At 68.3% G+C, this 13713-nt stretch carries 12 protein-coding genes; 5 read left to right on the top strand and 7 right to left on the bottom strand.

The features are described from left to right. Positions 1-54: 54 nt before the first annotated feature. The 3 genes from BJQ94_RS15830 to BJQ94_RS15820 all read right to left on the bottom strand — a co-directional run bounded on the left by BJQ94_RS15830 (position 55) and on the right by BJQ94_RS15820 (position 3104). Positions 55-1602 (bottom strand): DEAD/DEAH box helicase, encoded by a 1548-nt coding sequence (locus BJQ94_RS15830; protein ID WP_265400088.1) that lies wholly within the window; start codon positions 1600-1602, stop codon positions 55-57. 310 nt (positions 1603-1912) lie between these two features. Further along, positions 1913-2548 carry a DUF1684 domain-containing protein gene (locus tag BJQ94_RS15825; RefSeq protein WP_265400089.1) on the bottom strand — a complete coding sequence of 212 codons (636 nt, stop codon included), beginning with the start codon at positions 2546-2548 and terminating at the stop codon, positions 1913-1915. Positions 2549-2552: 4 nt separating this feature from the next. After that, complete coding sequence (locus BJQ94_RS15820) at positions 2553-3104, bottom strand: hypothetical protein (RefSeq protein WP_265400090.1); 552 nt, start codon at positions 3102-3104, stop codon at positions 2553-2555. Between the two features lie 43 nt (positions 3105-3147). Here BJQ94_RS15820 and BJQ94_RS15815 point away from each other — a divergent pair, with 43 nt between their 5' ends. From BJQ94_RS15815 to BJQ94_RS15800, 4 genes are all read left to right on the top strand, one after another. Next, entirely contained in the window at positions 3148-3597 is a 450-nt protein-coding gene (locus BJQ94_RS15815; RefSeq protein WP_265400091.1) for an EVE domain-containing protein, read from the top strand. Between the two features lie 190 nt (positions 3598-3787). Beyond that, positions 3788-5053, top strand: coding sequence for a hypothetical protein (locus tag BJQ94_RS15810; RefSeq protein ID WP_265400092.1), 1266 nt, complete (start codon positions 3788-3790; stop codon positions 5051-5053). 106 nt (positions 5054-5159) lie between these two features. Then, positions 5160-5705: a hypothetical protein gene (locus BJQ94_RS15805; protein WP_265400093.1), complete on the top strand. Its 546-nt coding sequence runs from the start codon at positions 5160-5162 to the stop codon at positions 5703-5705. Between the two features lie 134 nt (positions 5706-5839). Further along, the gene (locus BJQ94_RS15800) at positions 5840-6142 is read left to right on the top strand and encodes a DUF427 domain-containing protein (RefSeq protein WP_265400094.1); all 303 of its coding nucleotides are present in this window, start codon (positions 5840-5842) and stop codon (positions 6140-6142) included. Positions 6143-6253: 111 nt separating this feature from the next. Here the strand turns inward: BJQ94_RS15800 and BJQ94_RS15795 are convergent, their stop codons facing one another. The 4 genes from BJQ94_RS15795 to BJQ94_RS15780 all read right to left on the bottom strand — a co-directional run bounded on the left by BJQ94_RS15795 (position 6254) and on the right by BJQ94_RS15780 (position 9694). Beyond that, complete coding sequence (locus tag BJQ94_RS15795; RefSeq protein WP_265400095.1) at positions 6254-6745, bottom strand: SprT-like domain-containing protein; 492 nt, start codon at positions 6743-6745, stop codon at positions 6254-6256. Beyond that, the gene (locus BJQ94_RS15790; protein WP_265400096.1) at positions 6745-7884 is read right to left on the bottom strand and encodes a PQQ-dependent sugar dehydrogenase; all 1140 of its coding nucleotides are present in this window, start codon (positions 7882-7884) and stop codon (positions 6745-6747) included. The genes BJQ94_RS15795 and BJQ94_RS15790 overlap by 1 nt, the downstream gene beginning before the upstream one ends. A 102-nt stretch (positions 7885-7986) precedes the next feature. Further along, the gene (locus BJQ94_RS15785) at positions 7987-8703 is read right to left on the bottom strand and encodes a hypothetical protein (protein WP_265400097.1); all 717 of its coding nucleotides are present in this window, start codon (positions 8701-8703) and stop codon (positions 7987-7989) included. A gap of 121 nt (positions 8704-8824) precedes the next feature. Then, positions 8825-9694: a fused MFS/spermidine synthase gene (locus BJQ94_RS15780; protein ID WP_265400098.1), complete on the bottom strand. Its 870-nt coding sequence runs from the start codon at positions 9692-9694 to the stop codon at positions 8825-8827. 500 nt (positions 9695-10194) lie between these two features. Between BJQ94_RS15780 and rpoB the strand changes: the two genes are divergently transcribed. Beyond that, entirely contained in the window at positions 10195-13686 is a 3492-nt protein-coding gene (gene rpoB / locus BJQ94_RS15775; RefSeq protein WP_265400099.1) for a DNA-directed RNA polymerase subunit beta, read from the top strand. Positions 13687-13713 lie beyond the last annotated feature (27 nt).

Below are 13713 nucleotides of genomic sequence, written 5' to 3'. Positions count from 1 at the left end.
AGGAACCGGCCCGTGCGGTGGTGCTGGTGTTACAGAGCGGATGCCGCGGAGCGGTTAGCCCTGCGCGCGGCGGGGAGCCGAACGGCGGGCGCCGCCGCCGGTGGAGCCGGAGCCGCGAACGAGGCCGCCGACCTGGAGGCCGCCGGAACGGCCGGAGCCGCCGGTGCCCGAACCCGAACCCGAGTTACGGGGTGCGTGGCTGCGGCCGGAGGTGGCCGGACGCTCGGTGCGGTCGCGACGGGCGCCACCGCCGGCAGCAACGGCATCGCCGCTGCGGCCACCGCGGCCACCGGAGTCGCGCGAACCGCGGCCGCCGTTGTCGCGGTCGTCACGGTTGACGCGCTTGCGCTGGGCGTTGGCGCCCTGCGAGCGGCCACCCTGCGACTGGCCCTGCGGCTGCTCGACGCGGGGAACCGGCTTGACGTACGCGGCCACGTCGCCGGTGAGGGCGATCACGGCCGGCGAGTTGGCGTTCACGCGCTGCGGGGTCACCGAGATGGCGGCCTTGCGCAGCAGCTGGTCGGTGTCGCGCTTCTGTGCGGGCAGCACGATGGTGACGACGTCACCGGCGCTGCCGGCGCGGGCGGTGCGGCCCGAGCGGTGCAGGTACGCCTTGTGCTCTGCGGGCGGGTCGACGTGGATGACGAGTTCGATGTCGTCCACGTGCACGCCGCGGGCGGCGACGTCGGTGGCGACGAGCACCTTCACGTCGCCGGCGCTGAACGCGGCGAGGTTGCGGTCACGGGCCACCTGCGACAGGTTGCCGTGCAGGTCGACGGAGGGGATGCCCGCGTCGGTGAGCGCCTTGGCCAGCTTCTTGGCGTGGTGCTTGGTGCGCATGAAGAGGATGCGGCGGCCGCTGCCCGAAGCGAGCTTCTCGATGAGCTCCTTCTTCGACTCGGCGGTGTCGACCTCGAACACGTGGTGGGTCATGGCGGAGACGTGGCTGGTGGCCTCGTCGACCGAGTGCAGAACCTCGTTGTGCAGGAACCGGCGCACGATCTTGTCCACGCCGTTGTCGAGCGTGGCCGAGAACAGCAGGCGCTGGCCGCTGGACGGGGTCTTGTCCAGGATGCGCGTGACGACGGGCAGGAAGCCCAGGTCGGCCATGTGGTCGGCCTCGTCGAGCACGGTGATCTCGACGGAGTCGAGGTTGACGAAGCCCTGCTTCATGAGGTCTTCGAGGCGGCCGGGGCAGGCCACGACGATGTCGACGCCGGCCTTGAGGGCGGAGACTTGACGGTTCTGCGAGACGCCGCCGAAGATGGTGGTGGTGTTCAGGCCGTAGGCCTCGGCGAGCGGGGTGAGCGCCGCGGTGATCTGGGTGGCCAGCTCGCGGGTCGGCGCAAGGATCAGGCCGAGCGGGCGGCCCGGGCGACGCTTGCCGCCGGCGAGCTTGCCGCCGAGGCGAGCGACCATGGGCAGCGAGAACGCGAGGGTCTTGCCGGAGCCGGTCTTACCGCGGCCGAGGACGTCGCGGCCCTTGAGCGTGTCGGGCAGCGTGTCGACCTGGATCGGGAACGGGCTGTCGATGCCCTGCTGGGTGAGCACGGCAACGAGGGGAGCGGGCACGCCAAGCGCGCCAAAGGAGGTTTCAGACAAAGTGGTGCCTTTCGGGCATCAGTCTCCTCGCTCGAACCGGTATCGCGGAAGCGACGGCCGGAGCCAGGAGGATTCACATGGCGAAGGTGCCGATGGGCACATCCGTTCGCCGTAAGAAAGTTTCATTCGGAAATCGAGCGGGTCGCCGGCAACGAGTCGTACTCGTGCTGGTGCGGCCATCGATAAGAAGAGGGCGTTCTACGACGCAGTGAGCGCAACTACGAACTCACAAGTAGTCCTACTCTAGCGGATGCTGTCAAGCAGCCCGAAAGTGTCGCCGGGTAAAACGACTTTGACCGGCTCTTTCGCCTCAGTCGTGTGGAGTGTAGAACTCGCCGACCGGAATCTCGACCGTGACGATGTTGCCGGCTTGCGGCAGCGGGCAGGCCCACATCGGGTCGTACGCGCAGGACGGGTTGTAGGCGAAGTTGAAGTCGAGGATCAGGCTGTCATCGCCGACGCCCGGGCCGAGGTCGGCGCCCTTGATGGTGTCCAGCAGGTAGCGGCCGCCGCCGTAGGTGCCGCCGGACTTGCCGGCGAGACCGTCTTTGAGGGGCAGGAACAGGCCGCCGCCGTAGCTGGCGAGCCGCCAGACGTCGAGCGAGCCGATGTAGGGCAGTCGCACGGTGCCGATCAGGTCGAACGGCACGACGCCGTCGGTGCCGGTCTCCACCGTGATGCGGTGGGGCTCGGGGGTGCGGTGCACCTCCACCTCGAAGCGCCAGTCCGGGTCGTACGCGGCGATGGTGAGGCCGGTGAACGCGGCCCGGTCATCCGGCAGCAACGGCGAGGCCGGATGCCCGGCGAACAGCTCGTCGCGCCCGGAGCGCCACAGCTCGTGGCCGGCGGACGGCGTGCGCGCGCTCAGCTGGCGCACCCCGCCGTAGAGCCCGAACACGCGGCGGCGCCAGTCGGCGATCTGCAGGGCTCCGATGGTTGAACTCATGTGCTCAGGCTAACCCGTCGCCCTCGCCGGACGGCTCGGCCGCACCGGCGGCCACGAAGGCGGGGTCGTCGGCGCCGAGGTCGTACCGCCAGGTGGGCGCCAGGGCCTTGAGGCGCAGCATCCGCAGCTGCCAGAACGCCCACAGGCCCGGCCAGACGGCCAGGGTCGCCGGACCGGCCGAGAAGATCAGCTGGTCGCGGTACAGGGTCTTGCCGGTGCCGGCCGGGTCGGGGGCGATGGCCATGCTGTGGTCCCAGTGCGTGACGGCTTTCATGGCGCCGGAGACGCCGTTGCCGGTGTCGTGCACGATGCGCACACCGTTTGTGGTGGTGCGCATACTCAGTCGGATCATCTGCTCGCCCAGCGGCACCAGCCCCAGCCCGCTCATGCTCACCGGGTGCTCGCCGGGCGACCAGGTGGTGGGGAACCCCTCCGCTTCGAGCGACTCGACGCTCATCAGCGGACCGCTCACCTCACGGAAAACGGCCGGGCTGGCCAGGGCACGCCAGGCGGCATCCGGGGTGCAGTCGAGGATCTCTTTCAGAAGTACGCGCATTCACCCAGTCTGTGCTGTCGGGGCGATGCACTACAACTAGAACGTGGCGATTCGGTACTGGCTCGGGGTGGTGCAGCAGGAGTATGTGCTGCGGAGCGTCGCCATGGGCCTGGCGCAGGTGAACTTCGCCGCCCGCGAGCTGCTCGAGAGCATGAACGAGTCCGACGGTCTGGTCTACTACTCGCCCAAGACCGAGTTCGAGGGCGAGCGGTTGCGCCAGTTCACCGCGATCGGGTACGTGAGCGACAACTCGGTGGTGCAGGTGGGCGTCTCCGGCAGCGAGTACCGGCCCTGGCGGCGCCGGGTGCAGTACGACCCGGATGCCGAGGCCGCGTCGATCCGGCCACTGCTCAAGGTGCTCGACCTCACCCGGGACAACCCCGACTGGGGCCTGCAACTGCGCCGCGGCCTGCTGGAGATCAGCCGGCACGACTTCGAGCTCATCCGCGCGCAGATGCGCCGGCCCAGCGCCGACGACCGCCGCCGTCGGTGACACGCCGTCCCGCCGTCTACGGCCGGGCCCTCCTATGGGTGGCCCATTTCTGCTAGTTCGGGGCGCCCGCACACTAGCAAAACCGGGCCAGTCTCGGCGGGACTGTCCTCCGGGGGCGTGCGCGGGATTGTGTCCTGAGTACCGGCTTGCCACCGGGGGTTTCGCCAGCTTCGGTTTATAGGATGGCGGCATGACCGATGCTTTGTGGTGGCTTCCTTCCGTCGTGGTCCTCGGCATCGTTGTCGGCGTGATCGCGCTGTTGGTGTCGCTGTCCCGGCGCAAGGCGCGCGGCATCCGGGCGGCCGAGAGCGCGGAGGTGACCGAGCGGGCGCGCACCGCGGCGATCAGCCTGGTGCGGGCGGATGACCTCATCGAGGCCGCGACCGACGAGCTCGGCTTCGCAGAGGCCCAGTTCGGCGAGCGAGCCACGGCCGACTTCGCCGCCGCGCTCGAGGTGTCCAAGCGCCAGCTGCGGGAGGCGTTCTCGCTGCAACAGAAGCTCGACGACGGCGTGCCGGACACCGACAGCCAGATCCGGCAGTGGACGGAGCAGATCACCCGGCTCGCCGACGAGGCCACCGCCAGGCTCGACGCGCAGACCCGCGACTTCGACACCAAACGGGTGGTCGAGCAGAACGCCCCGATCCAGCTCGACCAGCTGCGCCGCCGCCTCGACCGGGCCACCGACAGGTTGGCCGGCGGCGCCTCCACCCTCGACCGCCTCGCCACGGCATACTCGGCCGCCGCGCTCGCACCCATCAGCGGGAACGTCGAGCGGGCCAGGGCCGCCATCGACACCGGCAGGCAGGCTGCGGATGCCGCCGCTGCGCGGTTGGCGTCCGGCGCCACCGACCCCGTCGGCGACCAGATCAGCGCCGCCGAACACGCCCTCTTCACCGCGACCACGCTGCTCGACGCCATCGAAACCGGCGAGGACCAACTGCATGTGGGTTTCGCCAGCCTCGGCACGGCCCTGAGCGCGGCCGAGACCGAACTCGCCGAGGCGCGCTCCCTGCGCGACCGGCACGAGGAGTCCGACGCCAGCGCCGACCTCAACCGGGTGATCGCCGCCGCGGATGCCGTCGTGGCGGAGCTGCGCCGCCCCGGCCGGGTGAGCGACCCGGCGGCCGACCTCGCCCGGCTGCGGGAGGCCCTCGACGGCCTCGACGTCACCCGCTCGGAGGCCCGCAATCGGCAGCTGCGCCGGGACAACGCCCGCGAGGCCTACGTGGGCGCCCGTCTGGCCGCCCGCAGCCAGATCGGCATCACCCGCGACTTCATCACCGCCAACCGCGGCCGGGTCGGCGCCGACGCCCGCACCCGCCTGGCCGAGGCCGAACGCCAACTCTCCCTCGCCGAGGCCGAGGCCGACCCGGTGACCGCGCTCGACGCCGCCCGCCGGGCCATGACCCACGCCACGGACGCCGACGCCCTCGCCCACTACGACGCCCCCTGAGAGTGCCGCCCGACACCGGTCCCCGTCGGGTTTCCGGTGCTGCCCGTGTGTCCTCGGGTGACGACAGTCCCGGCCGTTGGCGTACGCCGCCGGGTATTCTGAACGGGTGAGCGACGCGCAGCCCCAGATCAAGTACCAGGTCCGATTCGACTGGGGTCTCGCCGGCTTCCAGGCCCTCGCCGCCGATGCCGACGTCATCGTGCTCGCCGACGAACTCCCCGCGCCGGATGCCGCAAAGGGCGTGCCCACCTCGGTCGCCGCGCACACCGTGATCGTCGCGAACCTCGCCACGAGCGCCCTCATCGCCGACTGGGCGCTGGCCAGGCAGACCGAGAAGGGCGACAGGTTCTCCGTGGCGGTCATCGCGGTGGGGGAGCGCCGCGCCGACGGCAGCATCCGCTTCGCAATGGAAGACCAGCTCGCCGCCGGCGCCGTGATCGACGCTCTCGCCGAGCGGGGAATCGACCACTGCTCGCCGGAGGCCGCCGCCGCTGCCGCGAGCTACGTCGGCCTCAAGCGCGCCGTGAAGCACCTCGTCACGGCTTCCGAAACCGGCCAGGCGCTCGCCGGACAGGCCCCGGCCGGGTCTGTCGCGCCCGCGCCCCTGGACGCGGGGCTCGCTGTCGTCAGCGATTTCGTCTTCCCCGCCTGAGCCGCCTCAGTGGTTCATGCCGCGCGGATGCGGGGCACCGGCGTGAGCGGGAATGCCGGGTCGGGTGCCGGCGTTGCAGTGTGCACGCGTGCGTCTCGGCGCGGCCCCGCACCATCTCACTGAAGGAGCCCGCTATGAAGGCAGTACTCAACGGCACGATTGTGGCCGAAGCGCCCCTGGAAGACCTGATCAAGATCGAGGGCAACTGGTACTTCCCGCCGGCGAGCATCACCGCGGGCCTGCTCACTCCCACCGACACGCCGTACACGTGCTCGTGGAAGGGCGAATGCCAGTACTTCACCGTGGACGACGGCACCTCCAGCGTCACCGACGGCGCGTTCAGCTACCCGGCGCCCACCCCGAGCTCCTTCGACCGCGTCGGCCAGGACTACAGCGGCTACGTCGCGTTCTGGAAAGACCTCCAGGTCGTCGAGTAGCCCTCTCCGAGCCTGGGCCCGCGTCCCGCCCAGCCCGCCGGCAACTGGTGCCGATGCGGACAAATGCGCCCGGTGCGCCGGCCACAATTGTCCGCTTCGGTAACAGTTGGGTCAGCGGGCAGCCGCAGCGGCCCGGCGGCGGGCGGCGGCGGTGATCTCGCGCCGGGTCCAAGTGATGACGTGCGCGGCCGTGAAGCCGCGCCCGCACAGTCCGCAGGCCAGCGGCCGGGTGGGCTGCCGGTACCGGTAGTGGGTGTGCCCGGCCGCGCACCGGCCCACCCAGGGGGCGAGGTCGTCGGCGATCTCGCCGTCGTGGGTGCGCTTGCCGTCGTAGCCGAGGCCGGCGGCCACCCCGCGCCAGACCGGACCGTGGCCTGCCCTCGAGCCGGCGAGGGCGTGCGCCACCTCGTGCAGCAGGATCTGGTGGATCTCGTCGTCGCCGTACCGGGCGGCGAGGTACCGGGACACCGTGATCGTCTTCGTCGTGAAGTTGCACAACCCGGCCCGCTTTTTGGCGTTGTCGAAGTCGAAGGTCCAGGTCGCATCGAGGTGCAGGGTGATGAGGGCGTCGGCCCAGTGGCGCACACGCGCGAGGTCGGCCATCAGGGCCCCACCTGCACCTGGTAGAGGCGGTCGTCGCCGGGGGCGGGGGTGCCGCGGCCATCCGTGTTATTGCTCACGAACCACAGTGTGCCATCCGGGCCGGACACCACATCGCGCAGCCGGCCGAAGCTGTGGACAAACCAGTTGTCCACCGTGCCTGTGGAGGGATCGACCCGCCACATCCGCTCGCCGCGCAGACCCGCCAGGAACAGGGTGTCGGCCACGATGGCGAGACCGCTCGGGCTGGCCTCGTCGGTGGGCCACTGCTGCACGGGGTCGATGAACGGCGCCGAACCGCCGGCGCCCTCCACCTCCGGCCAGCCGTAGTTGCCGCCGGCGGAGATCAGGTTCAACTCATCCCAGGTGTTCTGGCCGAACTCGCTCGCCCACAGCCGGCCGGTGGAATCCCAGGCGATGCCCTGCGGGTTGCGGTGCCCGTAGGAGTAGACGAGAGTGCCGAACGGGTTGTCCGCCGGAATGTCGCCGACGGATGTCATGCGCAAGATCTTGCCCCCCAGCGAGCCGAGGTCCTGCGCGTTGGCGGAGTCGCCGGCATCACCGGCCGTGGCGTAGAGCTGGCCGTCGGGGCCGAAGGCGATCCGTCCGCCGTTGTGGTTGCCGGCCGCGGGGATGCCGGTGAGCACGGTCTCCGGCTCGCCGAGGCCGAGGCCGCCCGCGGTGCCGGTGAGCGGCATCCGCACGATGCGGTTGTCGGATGCGGCGGTGAAATACGCGTAGACCCAGCCGCTGCCGGCGTCGGTCGGCGGCAGGTACGCCAGGCCGAGCAGGCCGCCCTCACCGTTCGGCTGCACGTCGGCGACCTGTGCGGCGTCGCGCAGGCTGCCGTCCGGTAAGAGCTCGTGGATCAGGGCCGTGTCGCGTTCGCTGATCAGCGTGGACCCGTTGGGCAACCTCAGGATCGACCAGGGGACGTCGAGGCCGGACGCGATCACCACGGGCTCACCCACCGGATGCACCGGCGTGGGCGCCGCATCCGGGGGAGCCACCGTGGCCTCGGGCGTCGGCTGCGCGGGGGTGGTCGTGCTGGCGATCGGCTGGGGTGCGCTCGCCGAGCAGGCGCAGAGCACCACCACCATGCCCGCGGCGGCCAGGCCGCTCCACATCCGTCTTCGATGCATAACTCCTGCAGAATGCCACACAAGTGTCAAAAACGGCCTGATTCGGGCTATTTGGGGAATCGAGCAGGAGTTACGCACTCGCGACGGGCGCTGGGGGAGCGGTCAGCGTCCGACGTGGCGCTCGCCGATGAACGACTCGACGACCGCGACGGCGATCAGTGCGCTCTCCAGCTCGTCGGGGGATGCCCCGGCCTTGTCCCGCAGGAACACCGCGGCCGTGAAATCGGCCAGGGCGCCGTCGAGCTCGTCCTGCTCGAACTGCACCTTGCCGCGGGTCTCCCGCGCGAACGCGGCGGTGAGGTTCCATTCGTGGGTCTCGGACTCGAGCACGCACTGGGTCAGTTCCGCGGCGGCCTCGTCGAGTTTGCCCTGAAACTGCATGACCTGGGCTCGGCGGATGCGGCACAGCACGAAGTCCTGCCGGTCGCCGGTGAACCGCGCCTGGCGCAGCGCCTGATTGGCGATCTCGAACGCCTCGTCCAGGCGGTCGAGCAGCCGCAACAGCGTGACCTTCTCATTGAGCGCAGACAGGCTGCGGAGCAGGCCGAGGTCGTGGAGACGTTCGGCGGCTGCGGGGAGGTCGACTTTTTCGCGGAGGGTGACGGCGTCGTAGCCAGTGATGATGGTCAGGATGATGTCCTTGACAGGGCGGCCGAGGGGTGCCGCGGGTGAGGTCGGGTTCCCGTCCAGCGTAACCCGGCCGCAGCGCCCGGCCGCCCGCCGCGCGGGCCCACCGCGGGCTTTGTGCCGCCCAGCGGCGAGTTCGCCGTACCACTGCACGGATGCGCATCCGGCCCGCCGGGCGTGTTGCCGCGGCACTCGGCGCTCCGCCGGCCACAACTGTTCCCCGTGCGGACTTCTGCACCCGGTGTGCCGGGACCATTTGTCCGGATCGGGCGCAGTTGCCCGGCGGGCACCGCGTCCGCGAGGAGGCCCGCGGTCAGTGGCCGATCTGGAACACCGTGCGGCCGGGCAGCGGGGACGGCGTGGCCGTCGCATCCGTGGCCACCAACGCGGCCGCCATGAACTGCTTGAGCTCCGCGCCCTCGATCACCTTGGCCGGATGCGGGCCGCCGGCCAGCAGCCGCGGCACCCAGTGCAGGTCGAGCGGGGTGTGCGCGGCCACGAAGACGATGTTGCCGAACCGGCGGCCCTTGAGCACCTGGGTCTCGGCGAGGCCGATCACGTGCCCGAACACGGCAGACAGCGTGGCGGCCTGGGCGCGGGCGAACGCGAGGCCTGGCCCATCCGCCACGTTCACGGCCAGCACGCCCCGCGACGAGAGCAGCGGGGCGGCGAGCTCGTAGAATTCGCGGCTGGTCACGTGCGCCGGGGTGCGGGCGCCGGAGAAGATGTCGACGACCACGAGGTCCACCGAGCCGTGCAGCCCGGCCGGCAGCTTGCCGAGCACCTCGCGGGCATCGCCGTGCCGCACCCGCAGGTTGGCGCGCTTGTCCCAGGGCAGTTCGGCGCGCACGAAGTCGATCAGGTCGCTCTCGATCTCCACCACCTGCTGCCGGGATCCGGGCCGGGTCGCCTCCACATAGCGGGGGAGGGTGAGCGCGCCGGCGCCCAGGTGCACGGCCGTGATGGCCTCGCCCGGGTCGCCGAGCAGGTCGATGACATGCCCGATCCGCTGGATGTACTCGAAGAACAGTTCATCGGGGTTGTCGATGTTCACGTGCGACTGCGGGGTGCCGTCCACGACCAGCTGGTAGCTGCCCGGCGTGAAGCGGTCGGGCTCGATCACGGCCTGGTGCCCGCTCAGTTTCAGCGTGATGGTCGGATGCTCGTGCTCGCCCCTGCTCATCCCCCCAGTCTGACAGCCCCGCCGCTGCGCCGCCTCTCGCGAGAGCGGTCCAACGGTTGCTTCGCGTGGCGGAGGCAGCCGCACGGCCGCTCTCACGAGCAGGGCCGAGCGCCACCGCACCCTCAGCAGCGCACCTCGCCGACACACGCTCGCGAGGTGAACGCGGCATCCGCCGTGATGGTGCAGAATGGAGCAACTCGAGAAGACGCCACCGCAGCGACAAGCCGGTGGTCGAAACCGGGTTATACCTGAGAATTTGGCGAAGGTCAATATTCCAGTAGACACGAGCGCGTCAACGGCATATAGTTGACCTTTGCGCTCCCAGATTTAACTCTGCCTTCATATTGCGGTCGGCTTTGCGTGCTCAAGCCACCTTGCAGCACATTTCTTCGCCGGATGTCCTCATATCGCGGATAGACATCCCAGCTGAAGGATCTGTGGAGTCCATACCAAATTACTAACAGTGATTAGACCTGACGGGGTCCACGGAGGTTACTTCCTTGGCTGCTGCGCGCAACGCAACCACCAATTCACCCAAGAACGGACGAGCCGCTGGCCGTCTTTCGTTCGCAAAGATCACCGACAACCTGACTGTTCCCGATCTGCTCGCTTTGCAGACCGAGAGCTTCGACTGGCTTGTCGGCAACGACATCTGGAAGGCTCGCGTCGCCGAGGCCCAGGCTGCAGGTCGTCAGGACCTGCCCAGCCGCACCGGTCTCGACGAGATCTTCGAGGAGATCTCTCCGATCGAAGACCTCAGCGAAACGATGCAGTTGTCCTTCACCAACCCGGAGCTCGAGCCGGAGAAGTACACCATCGACGAGTGCAAGGAAAAGGGCAAGACCTATTCCGCACCGCTGTATGTGAACGCTGAGTTCATGAACCACCTCACCGGTGAGATCAAGACGCAGACCGTGTTCATGGGCGACTTCCCGCTGATGACCCCCAAGGGCACCTTCGTGATCAACGGCACCGAGCGTGTCGTCGTGTCGCAGCTGGTGCGTTCGCCCGGTGTGTACTTCAACCGCGAACAGGAGAAGACCTCCGACAAGGACATCTACTCCGCCCGCGTCATCCCGAGCCGTGGTGCCTGGCTCGAATTCGAGATCGACAAGCGCGACCAGGTCGGCGTTCGCATCGACCGCAAGCGCAAGCAGTCCGTCACGGTGTTCCTCAAGGCTCTCGGACTCACCTCCGAAGAGATCCTCGAAGAATTCAAGGGCTTCGCGTCCATCGAGCTCACCCTCGAGAAGGACAACATCCTCACCAAGGAAGAAGCCCTCAAGGACATCTACCGCAAGCTGCGTCCGGGCGAGCAGGTTGCCGCCGAGGCCGCACGTGCGCTGCTGGACAACTTCTTCTTCAACTCCAAGCGCTACGACCTGGCCAAGGTTGGTCGTTACAAGATCAACCGCAAGCTGGGCCTCGAGGCTCCGCTGAGCGACTCCGTCCTCACGCTCCAGGACATCCTGGCCACGATCAAGTACCTGGTTGCGCTGCACGACAACCAGACCACGATCCGTGGAACGCGCGACGGCGTCGAGACCGACATTCGCATCGACATCGACGACATCGACCACTTCGGTAACCGTCGTATCCGCGCCGTCGGCGAGCTCATCCAGAACCAGGTGCGCACCGGCCTGTCCCGCATGGAGCGCGTCGTTCGCGAGCGCATGACCACGCAGGACATCGAAGCGATCACCCCGCAGACCCTGATCAACGTGCGCCCCGTCGTCGCCGCGATCAAGGAGTTCTTCGGTACGTCGCAGCTGTCGCAGTTCATGGACCAGAACAACCCGCTCGCCGGCCTGACGCACAAGCGTCGTCTGTCCGCGCTGGGCCCGGGTGGTCTGTCCCGTGACCGCGCCGGCGTCGAGGTGCGAGACGTTCACCCGTCCCACTACGGCCGCATGTGCCCGATTGAAACCCCGGAAGGCCCGAACATCGGCCTGATCGGTTCGCTCGCCTCGTTCGCGCGGATCAACGCCTTCGGTTTCATCGAGACCCCGTACCGTCGTGTCATCGACGGCGTCGTCTCCACGACGATCGACTACCTCACCGCAAGTGAGGAAGACGAGTACATCGTCGCGCAGGCCAACGCCCCGCTGACCAAGGCCGCACGCTTCGCTGAGGGCCGCGTTCTGGCCCGTAAGAAGGGTGGAGAGGTCGACCTCTTCCCCGCAGAAGACATCGGCTACATGGATGTCTCGCCGCGCCAGATGGTGTCCGTCGCGACCTCGCTCATCCCCTTCCTCGAGCACGACGATGCTAACCGCGCACTCATGGGTGCCAACATGCAGCGTCAGGCTGTGCCGCTGCTGCTCAGCGACAGCCCGCTGGTCGGAACCGGTATGGAGGGCTTCGCGGCCATCGACGCCGGTGACGTGCTCACCGCACAGAAGTCCGGTGTGGTCATGGAGGTGTCGGCTGACGTCGTCACCATCCAGCTCGACGAGGGTGGAACGCAGGACTACTACCTGCGCAAGTTCAGCCGCTCCAACCAGGGCACCAGCTACAACCACCGCGTCATCGTCAACGCCGGCGAGCGTATCGAGGCCGGCGAGGTCATCGCCGATGGCCCCGCGACCGACAACGGTGAGCTCGCACTCGGAAAGAACCTGCTCGTGGCATTCATGTCATGGGAGGGTCACAACTTCGAGGACGCCATCATCCTGAGCCAGAACCTGGTGAAGGACGACGTTCTCTCCTCGATTCACATCGAAGAGTACGAAGTCGACGCGCGCGACACCAAGCTGGGCAAGGAAGAGATCACTCGCGACCTGCCGAACGTCTCCCCGGATCTGCTTGCAGACCTGGACGAGCGCGGCATCATCCGCATCGGTGCCGAGGTTCGCCCCGGCGACATCCTCGTGGGCAAGGTCACGCCGAAGGGCGAGACCGAGCTTTCCGCCGAGGAGCGCCTGCTGCGCGCGATCTTCAACGAGAAGAGCCGCGAAGTTCGCGACACCTCGCTGAAGGTTCCCCACGGTGAGCGTGGCACCATCATCGGTGTCAAGGTCTTCGACTCGCAGGATGGCGACGACGAGCTCGGCTCTGGCGTCAACCAGCGTGTTGTGGTCTTCATCGCCCAGAAGCGCAAGATCACCGAGGGTGACAAGCTCGCCGGTCGTCACGGCAACAAGGGTGTCATCTCCAAGATCCTGCCGGTCGAGGACATGCCGTTCCTCGCCGACGGAACCCCGGTCGACATCATCCTGAACCCGCTGGGTATCCCCGGTCGAATGAACTTCGGCCAGGTCCTGGAGACCCACCTCGGCTGGATCGCCAAGCAGGGCTGGCAGGTTGAGGGCAAGCCCAAGTGGGCCGGCCGTCTGCCCGAAGCCGCGCACAGCGCAGCCCCGAACACCAAGGTCGCGACCCCGGTGTTCGACGGCGCGCTCGAGGAGGAAATCGCCGGTCTTCTCGACTCGACGACTCTGACTCGCGACGGCGACCGCCTGATCGACTCCACCGGAAAGACGCAGCTGTTCGACGGCCGCTCCGGAGAGCCGTACCCGATGCCCATCGCGGTCGGATACATGTACATCCTGAAGCTGCACCACCTTGTCGACGACAAGATCCACGCACGCTCGACGGGCCCGTACTCCATGATCACGCAGCAGCCGCTGGGTGGTAAGGCGCAGTTCGGTGGACAGCGTTTCGGTGAGATGGAGGTGTGGGCGCTCGAAGCATATGGAGCCGCTTACGCCCTGCAGGAACTCCTGACCATCAAGTCGGACGACATCCTCGGCCGCGTGAAGGTGTACGAAGCCATCGTCAAGGGCGAGAACATTCAGGAACCCGGTATCCCCGAGAGCTTCAAGGTTCTGATCAAGGAAATGCAGTCGCTGTGCCTGAACGTCGAGGTGCTCTCGGCCGATGGAACCGCAGTCAGCCTGCGCGACACGGATGACGAGGTCTTCCGCGCAGCGGAGGAGCTGGGCATCAACATTTCCACCCGGTTTGAGTCGTCTTCAATTGACGACATCTAAGCCTGGCCACTGACGAATACTCGAAAA

Origin of the sequence: Cryobacterium sp. SO2, from assembly GCF_026151165.2 — a bacterium.
Taxonomy (GTDB): domain Bacteria; phylum Actinomycetota; class Actinomycetes; order Actinomycetales; family Microbacteriaceae; genus Cryobacterium.
Note: the sequence above shows the minus strand (reverse complement) of the source record. Positions and strands in the feature narration are given on the sequence as shown.

Coding starts and splice junctions, on each gene's coding strand:
- BJQ94_RS15825 (WP_265400089.1), bottom strand. CDS start 2,548: ATGAGTTCAACCATCGGAGCCCTGCAGATCGCCGACTGGCGCCGCCGC.
- BJQ94_RS15820 (WP_265400090.1), bottom strand. CDS start 3,104: ATGCGCGTACTTCTGAAAGAGATCCTCGACTGCACCCCGGATGCCGCC.
- BJQ94_RS15810 (WP_265400092.1), top strand. CDS start 3,788: ATGACCGATGCTTTGTGGTGGCTTCCTTCCGTCGTGGTCCTCGGCATC.
- BJQ94_RS15800 (WP_265400094.1), top strand. CDS start 5,840: ATGAAGGCAGTACTCAACGGCACGATTGTGGCCGAAGCGCCCCTGGAA.
- BJQ94_RS15795 (WP_265400095.1), bottom strand. CDS start 6,745: ATGGCCGACCTCGCGCGTGTGCGCCACTGGGCCGACGCCCTCATCACC.
- BJQ94_RS15790 (WP_265400096.1), bottom strand. CDS start 7,884: ATGCATCGAAGACGGATGTGGAGCGGCCTGGCCGCCGCGGGCATGGTG.
- BJQ94_RS15780 (WP_265400098.1), bottom strand. CDS start 9,694: ATGAGCAGGGGCGAGCACGAGCATCCGACCATCACGCTGAAACTGAGC.